Genomic DNA, 14,837 nt, shown 5'->3' on the forward strand with positions numbered 1-14,837 from the left:
TGGTCGAGCCGGGCGACAAGGTGCTGATCGGCGTCAACGGCCTCTTCGGCGAACGCATGGTGGACGTCGCCCGCCGCGCCGGCGCCGAGGTGCGGACCGTGGAGGCCCCCTGGGGACGGATCGTCGACCCCGAAGCGGTCCGGACGGCGCTCCGCCGCGAGCCGGACATCCGCCTGGTGGCGCTGGTCCTGGCCGAGACCTCCACCGGCGTCCGCCAGCCGCTGGAGGAGATCTCCCGTCTCGTCCACGAGCACGGGGCGCTGCTGGGCGTCGACGCCGTCACGGCCCTGGGAGGCATCCCGGTGGAGGTGGACCGCCTGGGTATCGACGCCTGCTACGCCGGCACCCAGAAGTGTCTGAGCGTGCCCCCGGGGCTGGCCCCCTTCACCGTCGGCCCGCGCGCCGAGGCCCGGCTGGAGGCGCGCAGGCGGCCCGTCTCCAGCTGGTACCTGGACGTCACCATGATCCGCCGCTACTGGGGGCGCGAGCGCTTCTACCACCACACGGCGCCCATCAACATGCTTTACGCCCTGCACGAAGGCGTCCGCCTCATCCTGGAGGAGGGGCTCGCCGCCGTCTACCGGCGCCACGCCGTGGTCGGCGCCGCGCTGCAGCGCGGCCTCGAGGCGCTGGGCCTGGAGCTCTTCGCGGAGCCGGGGCACCGCCTCCCCGAGCTGACCACCGTCCGCATCCCCGAGGGCGTGGACGACACGCGTCTCCGCGCGCGCCTTCTGGAAACCTACGGCATCGAGATCGGCGCCGGCGTCGGCCCCACCCGCGGGCGCATCTGGCGCATCGGCCTCATGGGCCACGGCGCCCGGCCGCGAAACGTCCTGGCCTTTCTGGCCGCGCTGGAGGAGTGCCTGGCCGCGGAGGGCTACCGCTTCACCCGCGGCGCCTCCCTGGAGGCGGCCGGGGCCGCGCTGCGCGAGGAGGGCGCCCCGCCCGCCGCGGGAGGCGCTTGAGCGCGGTGGCCTTCCGGCTGGTCCTGCTCCTGCCCGGAGGCGCGGGCGCCGTCCCGGCCGGACGCCTCGAACGGCTGCTGGCGGCGCGGGGCGCCGGGTTCGAGGCGCTGCCGGCCGGGCCGCCGGGCGAGGGGCCGGCGGAGCTGCAGGAGCGGCTGCTGGAGGCGCTGGCGCGGCACGGCGTGGAGGCCGGCGAGGCGCTCCTCCTCGCCGCGCGCTACCGGGAGGAAGTGCTGCCCGCGGCGGGGATCGGCCTCCTCGCCCTGCTCCCCCGCAGCTGCCCGCCCGCCCCCGGCGAGACCGCCTTTCTCGGGACGGGGCCGGCGCCGCGCTGGAGCGGCCCCTCCCGCCTTCTCGCCATGCTGGACCTGCTGGAGCGGCTGCCGCCGCGCGAGCCGCGCCGGCCCCAGCCGCGCCCGGGGCGGCCGCGTGCCGCGGGCCCGGCGGAGGCGCGCGCCGCCGCCTCGGTCGTCCTCCACGACGGCGCGGGGCGGCTCTTTTTCGTGCGGCGAGCGGAGATCCCGGGCAGCATCGCGCCCGGCAGCTGGGCCTTTCCGGGCGGGATGGTGGACGAGACCGACCTCCCGCGGGGGGAGGCGGATCCCGGTCCCCTCCTCCTCGCCGCCTACCGCGGCAGCGGGGCGCGGCCCGGGCAGCTGGCTGCGCTGGCGGCGGCCGCGCGGCGCGAGTTGAGGGAGGAGACGGGGCTGGAGCTGGGGGCGTCGCGCCTCCTGCCCCTGGGCCGCCTGCTGGCGCCGCCCTACGTGCCGAGGAGGGTGGAGACCGCCTACTTCCTGGCGCGCTACCCGGAGGGCGAGCGCCTGCGCCTCTCGCCGGAGGAGCTGGCGGAGGCGCGCTGGCTCCGCCCGCGCGAGGCGCTGGCCGGCTACCGGGAGGGCCGGCTCTTCATGACGCTCCCCACGCTGGCGGCGCTGGCTCCGCTGGTGACCCTGGCCGCCGCGGGCGCCGACCGCCTCGAGGCCGAGACAGTCCGCCGCCCGGGCGGTCTCATCCGCCCGGGCAGTGAGGTGGAATGGGCACTCCGGCTCCTCCCGCCTCAGGAGAGCCGGACGTAGATCGCGCCCTCCCGCTCCTCGACCGCGTAGGTGCGGATGGGCCGGTAGGCCGGGAGCGAGAGCGGCTTGCCGGTCTCGAGGCTGAAGCGCGAGCCGTGCCGCGGGCACTGGATGCTCTGGCCTACCAGGCGGCCCTGGGAGAGCGAAGCCTCCTCGTGGGAGCACGTGTCGTCCACGGCGAAGAGCCTCCCGCTCACCCGGCAGAGGGCGATGGGGCGCCCCTGGAGGACCACCCGCTCGGGCCGCCCCTCGGGCACCTCGTCCGAGGCCACCGCCCGCAGCCACACCTGGCCGGACTCCTGAGGCCCCGCGCTCAACCGACCGCGCCCTCCATCTCCATCTCGATCAGCCGGTTGAGCTCCACCGCATACTCCATGGGCAGCGCCTTGGCGAAGGGCTCGATGAAGCCCATGACGATCATGTGCGCCGCCTGCTCCTCGGTCAGCCCGCGGCTCATCAGGTAGAAGAGCTGCTCTTCGGAGAGCTTGGAGACGGTCGCCTCGTGCTCGATGGTCACCTCGTCGTTGCCCACGTGGATTGTCGGCACCGTGTCGGACTTGGAGAGGTCGTCCAGGATCAGCGCGTCGCACTTGGTGCTGGAGCGCACATGGTGCGCCTCGGGCGCCACCTCCACCAGGCCGCGGAAGAGGGTGACGCCGCCGTCCTTGGAGATGGACTTGGAGCGGATGGTGGAAGTGGTGTACGGCGCCACGTGGATCGCCTTGCCGCCCGCGTCCTGGATCTGGCCGCGACCGGCGAAGGCGATGGAGAGGATGTCCGCCTTGGCGCCGGGCTCCATCAGATAGACGCTGGGGTACTTCATGGTCGCCTTGGAGCCCAGGTTGCCGTCCACCCACTCCACCGTGGCGCCGGCGTAGGCCACCGCCCGTTTGGTCACCAGGTTGTAGACGTTGTTGGACCAGTTCTGGATGGTGGTGTAGCGGACCGTGGCGCCCGCCTTGGCCACGATCTCCACCACCGCCGAATGGAGCGAGTCGCTGGAGTAGGTAGGGGCGGTGCAGCCCTCCACGTAGTGGACCTTGGCGCCCTCGTCGACGATGATCAGCGTCCGCTCGAACTGGCCCATGCGCTCGGCGTTGATCCGGAAGTAGGCCTGGAGCGGGATGTCGACGGTGACGCCGCGCGGCACGTAGATGAAAGAACCGCCCGACCAGACGGCGCTGTTGAGCGCGGCGAACTTGTTGTCCTCGGGCGGCACCACGGTGCCGAAATACTCCCGGACCAGCTCGGGGTACTCGCGCACCGCGGTGTCGGTGTCGACGAAGATGACGCCCTTCTTCTGCAGGTCCTCGCGAATGGAGTGGTAGACGACCTCCGACTCGTACTGCGCCGAGACGCCGCCCAGCCACTTCCTCTCCGCCTCGGGGATGCCGAGGCGGTCGAAGGTCTTCTTGATGTACTCCGGCACGTCGGCCCAGTCGTCGCCCGGCCGGTCGGCGGCGCGCATGAAGTACGTGATCTCGTCGAAGTCGATCTCCGAGAGGTCCACGCCCCAGGTGGGCATCGGCTTGGCCAGAAAGACCTCCAGCGCGTGCAGGCGGAAGTCGCGCATCCACTCCGGCTCCTGCTTGATGCGCGAGATCTCCTCCACCACCTGGCGCGAGAGCCCCTTGGGCGCCTTGAAGGCGTATCGGTCCACGGGGTCGCGGAAACCCCACTGGTACTCTCCCTTGTCGACGGGGGCGGACTTGACGGTCACGCTACCAGCCCCTTTCCGGCCACGACTGCCTGCCACGGCCGCCCGTCCCCCCGCGCCGCTCGGACGGCGGCCGCGGGTCGGGCGAATTCCGAGTGCTGCAGTCAAGTATAGCCGACCCCGCCTCCCGGCCACAAGGCGAAGGCGGGAGAGATCCGGCAGACGGCGCGCCAACCGCCGGAGACGAGAGAGCCGAGGCGGCCGCGCCCCGGCTTTCCTTGCCCCTCTTCTGCCGGATCCTGGCGGTGCTGCCGGCGGCCTCCCTCAGCCGAGCACCCTGTCGATGGCACGCTTCAGCTGGTCCTGGGGACGGTAACCCACCAGCCGCTCCACCGGTGCCCCGTCCTTGAAGATCATGAGCGTCGGGATGCTCATGACACCGAACCGGGAGGCCAGGTCGGGGTTGGCGTCCACGTCCAGGCGCGCCACCTTGAGCCGCCCCTCGTACTCCTCGGCCAGCTGCCCGACGATGGGCGCCAGCATCCGGCACGGGGCGCACCCATCGGCCCAGAAGTCGACCAGAACCGGCAGCTCCGGACCCCACCACCTCGGACTGGAAGGTGGCGCTCTCCACCTCGATCTCGGCCATACGTCTCCCCTCCTCGGCACGCTTGCCGCGGCCCGCGCTCCGCCCCTTCCCGCTGCCTCCAGCGAAGAGGAACGCTCAGCCTCAGGAGTCGACCTCCCGGGCGGAGCCGACGCTTTGCGAGGGCTGCTCCCTCTCGCGGACGATGTAGAAGCCCGCGCCCTCCTCGGCCTCCGGCGCCCAGCGCATCCGCGCCACCTGCTCCTCCGGGTGCGGCGCCAACCACCGCCTCATCGCGGATCCCGGTCGCCGTCGCCTCCGCTCTCCCCGGAGGCGCCCTGACCCGACCCGGTCACCGGCGGCGGTTCGAGCACCGTCGCCGGCACGCTCCCCATCCGTCCCGCCTGGAAATCCTCGAATGCCTGGAGGATCTCTTCCCGCGTGTTCATGACGAAGGGGCCGTAAAAGGCGATGCTCTCGCGGATCGGCAGGCCGCCCAGGAGGAGCACCTCCATGGCCGGCGCCGACTCGGCGTCGAGCGTGCCGGGCTGGCGCCGGTCGGCGGTGAGCGTGACGACCTCGCCCGGGCCGAAGACCGCCAGCTGTCCCGCCTGGATCGGAGTCGCCTCGGGGCCGACGCTCCCGCTGCCGATCAGCACGTAGGCCAGGGCGTTGAAGTTCTCGCGCCAGGCCAGGCGCAGCCGAGCACCCGGCGCGATCGACGCGTGGAGGTAGTCGATCGGCGTCCAGGTGACACCGGGACCCTTGTAACCGCCCACTTCGCCCGCGATGACGCGCAGGAGCGCGCCCCCGTCCGGGGAGATGACGCGCGTCACCCGCTCGTGGCGGATGTCCTGGTAGCGCGGCGGTGTCCACTTCAGCCGCCGGGGCAGGTTGACCCAGAGCTGCACCGCGTGGAAAAGCCCCCCGTGCAGGTAGAGCTCCTCGGGCGGCATCTCGTCGTGCAGGATGCCGGAGCCCGCCGTCATCCACTGCGTATCCCCGGCCCGGATCAGCCCGCCGCCGCCGTTGGAGTCCTGGTGGCGGAAGGCGCCGGCCATGATGTAGGTGACCGTCTCGAAGCCGCGGTGCGGGTGCCAGGGCGCTCCGCGCGCCTCGCGCGGGCCGTACTCCACCGGCCCGATCTGGTCCAGCAGGAGGAAGGGATCAGTCTCCCGCAGGTCCGCCTCAGGGGCCGGAAAGGGCCTGCGCACGCGAAAACCCGCCCCCTCCAGCTGCGAGTGGGCCGTCACCAGGTGCCGCACGCTCCGCTCCCGCGCCCCCGCAGGCGGCTCGGGCAGCCTGGGCAGAAGCAGCAGCCCGTCCTCACGCCATGCCATGGAGATCGCCTCCCGCCGCCCCTCGGGCGGTTACATAGTTTGATCTTTATCTAATTATCTGCCTCCCGCCGCACCTCTCCAAGCCTCTGCGGCCCCGGCCGGCTCCTCTCCGGCAACCCTCCCGGGGCGGACTTTCGTCCGAGACGTTCGGAGGGATTGGCCGTTAGTCTCGAACGTTATATACTTGCCTCGCACCAACGTTCGCATTTTCGCGGGGCCGCCGGCTCCGCTCTCCCGGGGAGGCGATGGCCCGTGCCGCACGTGGCGCTTCTGGTCGGCAGCGCCTCGGACATTCCCCGCGTCGCCCCCTGCCTGGAGGAGCTCCAGGCGCTGGGCATCTCCTGCGAGCAGCGCGTCCTCTCCGCCCACCGCACGCCCGCCGAGCTGGCCGCCTACGTCCGCGAGGCCGAGGCGCGCGGCGTCCGCCTCTTCGTCGCCGCCGCCGGCCTCTCGGCCGCCCTTCCCGGCGCGGTGGCGGCCCAGACGGTGCGGCCGGTGGTCGGCCTGCCGCTGGCGGCGGGCCCGCTGGGCGGATGGGACGCCCTGCTGAGCGTCGTGCAGATGCCGCCGGGCGTGCCCGTGGCCGCCGTGGGCGTCGACGCGGCCCGCAACGCGGCCTTTCTGGCCGCCTCCATCCTGGCGCTGGAGGAGCCGGAGCTGGCGGAGCGGCTTCGCCGGCGGCGGCAGGAGCAGGCCGCGGCGGTGCTGGAGGCCGACCGGCGCTGGCGCGGCGAGGCCGCGGCCGGCGCGCCGCCGGCCGGGGCGGGCGGGGGCCGGTGATCGAGCGCTACACCCTTCCTGACTTCCGGAGCCTCTGGTCGGAGGAGCACCGCCTGCAGCTCTGGCTGGAGGTGGAGCTGGCCGCCCTGGAGGCATGGGCCGAGCTGGGCCGCGTGCCGGCCGGCGTGCCCGAGGCGGTCCGCCGGGCGCTGCCGGCCGACGGCCAGGGGCGGCCGCTCCTGCCCCCGGGGCTCCCCCGGCGCGCGGCCGAGATCGAGGCACGCGTCCAGCACGACGTCATCGCCTTCGTCAGCGCGCTGGCCGAGCAGGTGGGCGAGCCGGGGCGCTGGCTTCACCTGGGTCTGACTTCCTACGACGTGGTGGACACGGCGCTGGGGCTCCAGCTGCGCGAGGCCTTCGACCTCCTGCTGGCGGAGCTGGACGCGCTCCGCGACGCGCTCCGCCGCCAGGCCGAGCGCTGGGCCTGGCAGCCCATGGCCGGGCGGACCCACGGCATGATCGCCGAGCCGGTGACGCTGGGGCTGAAGCTGGCCCTGGACTGGGAGGAGCTGGGCCGCGACCGGGAACGCCTCCTGCGCGCCCGGCAGGCGGTGGCGGTGGGGCGCCTGGCGGGCGCGGTGGGCACCTACGCCAACGGCGAGCCGCTCCTGGAGGAGCGGGTCTGCCGGCGCCTCGGGCTGGAGCCTGCGCCCGTCAGCAGCCAGGTGCTGGGGCGTGACCGCCACGCCGAGGCGCTGGCCGCCATCGCCATCACCGGCGGCACGCTGGAGCGGATGGCGGTCGACCTGCGGGGGCTGGCGCGGAGCGAGGTGGGCGAGCTGCTGGAGCCGTTCCCGCCCGGAAAGAAGGGCTCTTCGGCCATGCCCCACAAGCGGAACCCGGAGCGATCGGAGCGCGTGACGGGCCTGGCGCGGCTCCTGCGCGGCTACGCGCTGAGCGCGCTGGAGAACCAGGCGCTCTGGCACGAGCGCGATATCAGCCACTCCTCGGTGGAACGGGTCATCCTGCCCGACGCCACCAGCCTCCTGGGCTACATGCTGCGCACCGAGCGGGAGCTGGTGGAGGGGATGGAGGTCCGGCCCCGGGCCATGGCCCGGAACCTGGAGCTGGGCGGCGGCGTGATCCACTCCGAGCGCGTGCTGACGGCGCTGGTCGGCGCCGGCATGGCGCGCGAGGAGGCCTACGCCCGCGTCCAGGCGCACGCCCTGCGGGCGCTGGACGGCGGGCCGGGCTTCCGCGAGGCGCTGGAACGGGATGCGGAGGTGCTCGCCCGCCTGGGCGAGGAGGGTCTGGCCGCCTGTTTCGACCCGGCCCCGGCGCTGCGCCACCTGCCGGCCATCTTCCGCCGGCTGGGGCTGCGGCCGGAGGAGCCCGGGCCGGACGGCGCGGCGCACGACGGGCAGCATGCGATCCGGGAAAGGGGCGAGGGATGATGGAGAGGCTCTACGAGGGGAAGGCCAAGATCGTTTACGCGACGGAGGAGCCGGACGTCCTGCTGGTCGAGTTCAAGGACGACGCCACCGCCTTCAACGGCGTGAAGCGCGCGCGCATCGCCGGCAAGGGCGAGCTCAACCGGGAGATCAGCGCGCTGGCCTTCGAGGAGCTGGAGGCGCACGGGATCCGGACCCACTACCTGGGCCGCGTCGGGGAGCGCTTCCTGCGCGTCCGGCGGCTGGAGATGATCCCGGTCGAGGTGGTGGTGCGGAACGTGGTGGCGGGCAGCCTGGCCCAGCGCCTGGGCCGACCCGAGGGGGAGGAGCTGCGGCGCCCCGTGGTCGAGTTCTACCTGAAGGACGACGCCCTGGGCGACCCCTGGATCAACGCCACCCACGCCGAGGCGCTGGGCCTGGCCACGGCCGAGGAGCTGCGCGAGGCCGAGGCGCTGGCGCTGCGCGTCGACGAGGTGCTGCTCCCCTGGCTGCTGGCGCGCGGGCTGCGCCTGATCGACTTCAAGCTGGAGTTCGGCCGCGCCGCCGACGGCACGCTGCTGCTGGGCGACGAGGTGACGCCCGACACCTGCCGCTTCTGGGACACCGCCACGGGCGAGCGGCTGGACAAGGACCGCTTCCGCCGGGACCTGGGCGACGTGACGGGCGCCTACCGCGAGGTGCTCCGCCGCCTGGAGGGGGCGAGGGCGTGAGCGGGGAGCGGCCGGGCCCGGCGGGAGGGGGCGGCGCGGCGCCGGCCTCCCGCCTCTGGCGCGTGGTGGTGGAGGCCATGCCGCGCCCCGAGGTGCGCGACCCGCAGGGCGACGTGCTCCGCTCCTTCCTCGCCGCCGCCCACCCCGCCCTGGAGAGCGTCCGCGTGGGGCGGCGCATCGAACTGGTGCTCCGGGCCGCCGACCGTCCGGCCGCCCTGGCCGAGGCGCAGGCCGCCTGCGACGAGCTCCTGGTCCACCCGCTCCTGGAGACGGCCCGTCTCGAGGCGGAGGAGCTGGCGCCGGCGGCGCCGGCCGGGGGGTGAGCGGCTTGCGCGTGGCCGTCGTCCTCTTTCCCGGCGCCAACTGCGACCGCGACACGCTCTGGGCTTTCTCCGAGGTGCTGGGCGAGGAAGCCTTCCCGGTTCCCCACGACCGGGACCATCTTCCCGCCGCCGACCTGGTGGTGCTGCCCGGGGGCTTCAGCTACGGCGACTACCTGCGCCCGGGCGCCGTCGCCGCCCGCGCCCCGGTGATGCGGGCCGTGCGCCGGCACGCGGCCGCCGGCGGCCTGGTGCTCGGCATCTGCAACGGCTTCCAGATCCTCTGCGAGGCCGGCCTCCTGCCCGGCGCGCTTGTGGCCAACGAGGGCGGTCGCTTCGTCTGCCGCAGCCTCCACCTGCGCGTGGAGAGCGACGCCTCGCCGCTCACCTCCAGGCTCCGGCCGGGCGAGGTACTGCGCCTGCCCGTGGCGCACGCGGCGGGCAACTATCGCCTGGCACCGGGGGAGGCCGAGCGGTTGGCGGCCGAGGGGCGCATCCTCTTCCGCTACGTCGACGCGGCCGGCCGGATCCGTCCCGAGGCCAACCCCAACGGCTCGGAGGGCTCCATCGCGGGCGTGGCCGGCCCCGGCGGCAACGTGATGGGCCTGATGCCCCACCCCGAGCGCGCGGTGGCGCCCTGGCAGGGCTCCGTCGACGGCCTGCGCCTGCTCCGCTCGCTGCGCGACCACCTGGCCGCCTCGCCCGCGCGGGAGGTGAGCCTGCCGTGAGCACCGCCGGCCTCCTTCGGGAGGAAGGCTGGGAGCAGGTGGGTCTGACGCGCGGCGAGTACCGGCGCATCCTGCGCCTCCTCGGCCGCCGCCCCAACCCGGTGGAGCTGGGCGTCTTCGGCCTCCTCTGGTCCGAGCACTGCAGCTACAAGTCCTCGCGCGCCTGGCTGGGGCGCCTCCCCTCGCGCGGCCCGCGCGTCGTCCAGGGGCCGGGTGAGAACGCCGGCGTCCTCGACGCCGGCGACGGCTGGTGGGTGGCGGTCCGCATCGAGAGCCACAACCACCCCACCGCCGTCGACCCCTACCAGGGCGCGGCCACGGGCGTGGGCGGCATCCTGCGCGACGTGCTCGCCACGGGCGCGCGGCCGGTGGCGCTCCTCGACTCGCTGCGCACCGGCCCCCTGGAGGAGGGGCGCTCGGCCCGCCTCCTGGACGGCATGGTGCGCGGCGTGGGCGACTACGGGAACTCGGTGGGCGTGCCGACCGTCGGCGGCGAGCTGGTCTTCCACCCCGGCTACGCCGACAACCCGCTGCTCAACGTGATGTGCGTCGGCCTGCTGCGCCCGGAGGGGCTCGTGGCGGCCCGGGCGGCGGGCGTGGGCAACCCGGTCTGGCTCCTGGGCTCGGCCACCGGCCGCGACGGCCTCCACGGCGCCAGCCTCCTGGCCTCGCGGACGCTCTCCGCCCCGGAGCAAGGCCAGGCCTCGCTCCGCCCCGCCGTCCAGGTGGGCGATCCCTTCGCCGGCAAGGTGCTGATCGAGGGCTGCCTGGCGCTGGCCGAGGCCGGCCTGGTGGCGGGCCTCAACGACCTGGGCGCCGGCGGCCTGGCCGCCTCCGCCGCCGAGGCGGCCGCCCGCGCGGGGACGGGGATCCTTCTCGACCTGGACCGGGTGCCGCTGCGCGACCCCTCGCTGGAGCCGTACGAGATCCTCCTCTCGGAGACGCAGGAGCGGATGCTTTTGGTCAGCCCGGCCGGCCGGGAGGCGGAGGTGATCGCCCTGGCCGGCCGCTACGGTCTCTCCGCGCGGCCGGTGGGGCGCGTCACCGGCGACGGTCGCCTGGTGGCGCGCTGGCGGGGCGAGGTGGTGGTCGACCTGCCGGTGGAGGCGCTCACCCGGCGGGCGCCCCGCTACCGCAGGCGGACCGTCCGCCGCCGGCGCGGGGAGGCGGCGGCGCCGGCGCCCGCCGCGGAGCGCCGGCGGCGGCTCCCCGGCGACGAACGGCTGCGCTGGCTCTACGAGCAGTACGACCGCCAGGTGGGCCACCTGACGGCGCGGGCGCCCGGCTTCGGCGGCGACCAGGGGGCGGCGCTCCTCCGCCTGCCGGGCGGTCGCGCCGGGCTGGCGCTGGCCATGGCCGGCCGCGAGGAAGCCTGCGAGCGGGACCCGCTCCTGGGCGCGGCGCTCAGCGTGGCCGCCGCCCTCAGGCCGCTGGCCGCCCTGGGCGCCGAGCCGCTGGGCCTGGTGGACGCCCTCAACCTGGCGAGCCCGGAGCGGCCCGAGGTGATGGGCGACTTCGTCGACCTGGTGGAGGGTGTCGCCCTCGCCGCCCGCCGGCTGGGCGTGCCGGTGGTGGGCGGGAACGTCAGCTTCTACAACGAGAGCGGCCGCTCGGGCGTCGTCCCGACGCCGGTGGTGGGGGCCGTGGGGCGCGTCGACGACCTGGAGCGGGCGCTCGGCCGGCCGGCGGCGGGCTGTCGCCTGCTCCTTCTCGAGGCGGCCGCCGCCGGTCCGGAAGCCGGCCCGGAGCGGCTCCTGGAGTGGGAGCGCGAGCTCCAGGCGGGCTGCCGCCAGCTGGTGGCCCGCGGCCTGGCGCTGGCCGCCCATGTCGGCCGCGCCGGCCCGACCGCCACCCTGGCCCGCTGGCTGGCGGGGGAGGCGCGACCGGACCGGGCGGCGGCGGAGGCGCTGAGGCTTCTGGAGGAGGAGGGGGAGGCGGGCTCCTGGGAGGAGGGCCGCTTCCTCCTGGCGGTGGAAGCGGACCGCTTGGCCGAGGTCGAGGAGGAGACGGCTTCGCGCGGCCTCCGCCTGCGCCCGCTGGGCGCGCTCGAGGAGGGGACGGCGGCATGGCCGAGCTGAGCGGCGCGCCGCGCGAGGCCTGCGGCATCTTCGCGGTCTGGAACCACCCCGACCCGGTGGGCGTGGTCTTGCGAGGCCTCTACGCCCTTCAGCACCGGGGCCAGGAGTCGGCGGGCATGGCGGTGCGGACGCCGTCCGGAGAGCTGGTGCTGGAGCGGGGCATGGGGCTGGTGGCCGAGGCGCTGCCCGCGGAGCGCCTGGAGCGCCTGCGCGCGCTCGGCCCCGACGCCGCCCTGGGCCACGTCCGCTACTCCACCACCGGCGCCAGCCGCCTGGAGAACGCGCAGCCGTTCCTGGTCCGGCTGCGCCAGGGGGCCAGCGCGCTGGCCCACAACGGCGAGCTGGTCAACGCCGCGCGCCTGCGCCGCACCCTGGAACGGCGCGGCTCCATCTTCCAGAGCGAGAGCGACAGCGAGGTGATCGCCCACCTGGTGGCGGCCCGTCCGGAGGGCGAGGTGGGCGCCGCCTTCCTGGAGGCGCTCCACGTTCTGCAGGGCGCCTTCGCCCTCGCCCTCCTGGCGCCTTCGGCGCTCTGGGCGGTGCGCGACCCGTACGGCATCCGGCCCCTGACGCTGGGCCGCCTGGGCAAGGCGACGGTGGTCGCCTCGGAGAGCTGCGCCCTGGACGCGGTGGGCGCCGAGCCGCTGGGCGAGGTGCGGGCGGGCGAGGCGGTGGAGATCGGGACCGGCGGCCTCCGCCGCCTTCGCTATGCGCGGCCCGAGGAAGGCGACCGCGAGGCGCTCTGCCTCTTCGAGCTGATCTACCTGGCGCGCCCCGACACCCTCCTGGCGGGCGGCGACGTGCACACCTTCCGCAAGCGGAGCGGCCGCCTCCTGGCGCGCGAGGCGCCGGCCGAGGCGGATGTCGTCGTCGGCGTGCCCGACTCCAGCCTCTCCGCAGCCTCCGGCTACGCCGAGGCGCTGGGCCTGCCCTACGAGATGGGGCTGGTGCGCAACCGCTACGTCGGCCGCACCTTCATCGAGCCCGAGGAGGCCGGCCGCGGCGAGCGGGTCCGCCTCAAGCTGAACGCGGTCCGCCCGGTGGTGGCCGGCCGGCGGGTGGTGCTGGTGGACGACTCGCTGGTGCGCGGCACCACCGCCCGCCAGATCGTCGAGCTGCTCCGCTCCGCCGGCGCCGCCCAAGTCCACCTGCGCATCGCCTCGCCCCCCTTCCGCTTCCCGTGCGGCTACGGCATCGACGCCTCGCGCCGCGGCGAGCTCTTTGCCGCCGGCCGTAGCCTGGAGGCCATGCGCGCCGAGCTGGGCGTGGAGAGCCTGGCCTTTCTCAGCCTGGCCGGCCTCCTGGAGGCGGCCGGCGAGGAGCTCCCCGCCGGCTCCGCGCCGGCCAGCCGGCGCTTCTGCACCGCCTGCTTCACGGGCGACTACCCCGTGCCGCTCCCCGACCGCGAGGAGGCGGAAGAGGCGCCGCTCCCGCCGCCCCACCTGGAGGAGGTGAGCTGATGGACGCCCCCCGGAAGCGGCCGCCGCTCACTTACGCCGCCGCGGGCGTCCACCTGGAGGACGCCGAGGAGCTGGTCCGGCGCATCGCACCCCTGGCGCGGGCGGCGGGGCGCAGCGAAGTGGTGGAGGGGGTGGGCGGCTTCGCCGGCCTCGCGCGGCTGCCGCGCGGCTACCGGAAACCGCTCCTGGCGGCGGGCGCCGACGGCGTCGGCTCCAAGCTCCTTTTGGCCGCGGCGCTGGGCCGCCACGAGAGCGTGGGCATCGACTGCGTGGCCATGAACGCCAACGACGTGCTGGCGGTGGGCGCGGAGCCGCTCTTCTTCCTGGACTACCTGGCGGCGCACCGGCTCGAGCCGGACTTCGTCGCCACGGTGGTGGCGGGCGTGGCCGAGGGCTGCCGCCGGGCCGGCTGCGCGCTCCTGGGCGGCGAGTCGGCGGAGCTGCCCGACCTCTACGGCCCCGGCGAGTACGACCTGGCCGGTTTCTGTCTGGGGGTGGTGGAGGAGGAGGAGCGGCTCGGCCCCGCGCGCGTGCGCGAGGGCGACCGCCTGCTGGCGCTGGCCAGCTCCGGCCTCCACGCCAACGGCTACGCCCTGGCCAGGAAGGCGCTCCTGGAGCGCGGCGGCCTGCGCCTCGACCGCCCGCTGCCCGGCGCGGCGCCGGGAGCGGCGGGCAGCCCGCCGCCCACCCTGGGCGACCTGCTCCTGGAGCCGACCCGCCTCTACGTCCGCCCGGTGCTGCAGCTCCTGCGCGCGGCGGGCGGCGAGGTCCACGCCGCCGCCCACGTCACCGGCGGCGGGCTGGCCGCCAACCTGGCCCGCGTCCTGCCCGCCGGCCTCCGCGCCGAGATCGAGCGCAGCTGGCCGGAGCCGCCTCTCTTCCGGGCCATCCGCGAGGCCGGCGGCGTGGAGGAGGCGGAGATGGAGCGCGTCTTCAACCTGGGCGCCGGCTTCGTCCTGGTGGTCTCGGCCGAGGCCGCCGAGGAGGCGGCCCGCCTCCTGCGCGACGCGGGCGAGCAGGTCTTCCCGGCGGGACGGGTGGTGCGCGCGTGAGCGGGACGACGCCTCCCGCCTTCGACGGCTCGCGCCCGCCCGGGCGGCGGCCGGGCTCGCCGGTGCCGCTGGGCGTCCTGGTCTCCGGGCGGGGCTCCAACCTGGAGGCCATCCTGGCGGCGGTGGAGCGGGGCGAGCTGCCCGCCGAGGTCCGCCTCGTCCTCTCCGACCGCCCCGGCGTGCGGGCGCTGGAGGTGGCCCGCGCCCGCGGCCTGCCGGCACGGGTGCTGGAGCGGCGCCGCTTTGCCGGGCGCGAGGCCTACGACCGCGCGCTGGCGGCCGCGCTGCTGGAGCGGGGGGTGGAGCTCTGCGCGCTGGCCGGCTTCCTGCGCCTGCTCGGCCCGGTCTTTCTGGAGGCGATGGGCGGGCGGGTGATGAACATCCACCCCTCGCTCCTGCCCGCCTTCCCGGGCCTGGAGGCGCAGCGCCAGGCGCTGGAGTACGGCGTGCGCGTCACCGGCTGCACCGTCCACTTCGTGGATGAGGCGATGGACCACGGGCCCATCATCCTGCAGGCGGCGGTACCGGTGGAGGACGGGGACACGCCCGAGAGCCTGGCGGAGCGCATCCTCGTCCAGGAGCACCGCCTCTACCCGGAGGCGATCCGGCTCTACGCGGCGGACCGGCTGCGCATCCGCGGCCGGCGGGTGATCCGGCTGCCGGCCGACGACGAGACGAGGTGAGTGCGACGTGG

15 protein-coding genes and 1 pseudogene are annotated in these 14,837 nt (G+C 75.4%); 11 read left to right on the forward strand and 5 right to left on the reverse strand.

Translation table 11 applies throughout. The annotated features are described in order from the left end of the window. A partial coding sequence (locus K6U79_05005; protein MCL6521718.1) for an alanine--glyoxylate aminotransferase family protein occupies positions 1-965 on the forward strand: 965 nt, incomplete at its 5' end. Next, positions 962-2,041 carry an NUDIX hydrolase gene (locus K6U79_05010; protein ID MCL6521719.1) on the forward strand — a complete coding sequence of 360 codons (1,080 nt, stop codon included), beginning with the start codon at positions 962-964 and terminating at the stop codon, positions 2,039-2,041. The genes K6U79_05005 and K6U79_05010, both read left to right, overlap by 4 nt. On the opposite strand, the gene K6U79_05015 is transcribed toward K6U79_05010, so the two are convergent. From K6U79_05015 to K6U79_05035, 5 genes and pseudogenes are all read right to left on the reverse strand, one after another. Then, on the reverse strand, positions 2,023-2,328 hold the full coding sequence (locus K6U79_05015) for a non-heme iron oxygenase ferredoxin subunit (GenBank protein MCL6521720.1): 306 nt from the start codon (positions 2,326-2,328) through the stop codon (positions 2,023-2,025). The genes K6U79_05010 and K6U79_05015 overlap by 19 nt on opposite strands. Before the next feature lie 26 nt (positions 2,329-2,354). Further along, complete coding sequence (gene sufB / locus K6U79_05020; GenBank protein MCL6521721.1) at positions 2,355-3,761, reverse strand: Fe-S cluster assembly protein SufB; 1,407 nt, start codon at positions 3,759-3,761, stop codon at positions 2,355-2,357. Positions 3,762-4,022: 261 nt separating this feature from the next. Beyond that, positions 4,023-4,347: pseudogene (trxA, locus tag K6U79_05025) on the reverse strand (thioredoxin). An 81-nt stretch (positions 4,348-4,428) separates the two neighbouring features. Continuing rightward, complete coding sequence (locus K6U79_05030) at positions 4,429-4,578, reverse strand: hypothetical protein (protein ID MCL6521722.1); 150 nt, start codon at positions 4,576-4,578, stop codon at positions 4,429-4,431. Next, on the reverse strand, positions 4,575-5,624 hold the full coding sequence (locus K6U79_05035) for a pirin family protein (protein MCL6521723.1): 1,050 nt from the start codon (positions 5,622-5,624) through the stop codon (positions 4,575-4,577). Before K6U79_05035 ends, K6U79_05030 begins: the two co-directional genes overlap by 4 nt. 252 nt (positions 5,625-5,876) lie before the next feature. Between K6U79_05035 and purE the strand changes: the two genes are divergently transcribed. The 9 genes from purE (at position 5,877) to purN (ending at position 14,826) form a co-directional block, all read left to right on the forward strand. Next, a complete protein-coding gene (gene purE / locus K6U79_05040; GenBank protein MCL6521724.1) occupies positions 5,877-6,404 on the forward strand; it encodes a 5-(carboxyamino)imidazole ribonucleotide mutase in 528 nt (175 codons plus the stop codon). Beyond that, positions 6,401-7,798, forward strand: coding sequence for an adenylosuccinate lyase (gene purB, locus K6U79_05045; protein ID MCL6521725.1), 1,398 nt, complete (start codon positions 6,401-6,403; stop codon positions 7,796-7,798). Before purE ends, purB begins: the two co-directional genes overlap by 4 nt. Next, positions 7,798-8,505 carry a phosphoribosylaminoimidazolesuccinocarboxamide synthase gene (locus K6U79_05050; protein MCL6521726.1) on the forward strand — a complete coding sequence of 236 codons (708 nt, stop codon included), beginning with the start codon at positions 7,798-7,800 and terminating at the stop codon, positions 8,503-8,505. The genes purB and K6U79_05050 overlap by 1 nt, the downstream gene beginning before the upstream one ends. Then, positions 8,502-8,828, forward strand: coding sequence for a phosphoribosylformylglycinamidine synthase subunit PurS (locus K6U79_05055; protein ID MCL6521727.1), 327 nt, complete (start codon positions 8,502-8,504; stop codon positions 8,826-8,828). The genes K6U79_05050 and K6U79_05055 overlap by 4 nt, the downstream gene beginning before the upstream one ends. Before the next feature lie 5 nt (positions 8,829-8,833). Further along, entirely contained in the window at positions 8,834-9,553 is a 720-nt protein-coding gene (gene purQ / locus K6U79_05060) for a phosphoribosylformylglycinamidine synthase subunit PurQ (protein MCL6521728.1), read from the forward strand. Then, positions 9,550-11,631: a phosphoribosylformylglycinamidine synthase subunit PurL gene (purL, locus tag K6U79_05065; protein MCL6521729.1), complete on the forward strand. Its 2,082-nt coding sequence runs from the start codon at positions 9,550-9,552 to the stop codon at positions 11,629-11,631. Before purQ ends, purL begins: the two co-directional genes overlap by 4 nt. Then, a complete protein-coding gene (purF, locus tag K6U79_05070; protein ID MCL6521730.1) occupies positions 11,619-13,091 on the forward strand; it encodes an amidophosphoribosyltransferase in 1,473 nt (490 codons plus the stop codon). Before purL ends, purF begins: the two co-directional genes overlap by 13 nt. Next, entirely contained in the window at positions 13,091-14,143 is a 1,053-nt protein-coding gene (purM, locus tag K6U79_05075; GenBank protein ID MCL6521731.1) for a phosphoribosylformylglycinamidine cyclo-ligase, read from the forward strand. The genes purF and purM overlap by 1 nt, the downstream gene beginning before the upstream one ends. 62 nt (positions 14,144-14,205) lie before the next feature. Continuing rightward, entirely contained in the window at positions 14,206-14,826 is a 621-nt protein-coding gene (purN, locus tag K6U79_05080; GenBank protein ID MCL6521732.1) for a phosphoribosylglycinamide formyltransferase, read from the forward strand. Positions 14,827-14,837 lie beyond the last annotated feature (11 nt).

It is taken from the genome of Bacillota bacterium, from assembly GCA_023511835.1.
Classification (GTDB): Bacteria; Bacillota; Sulfobacillia; order JAIMAT01; family JAIMAT01; genus JAIMAT01.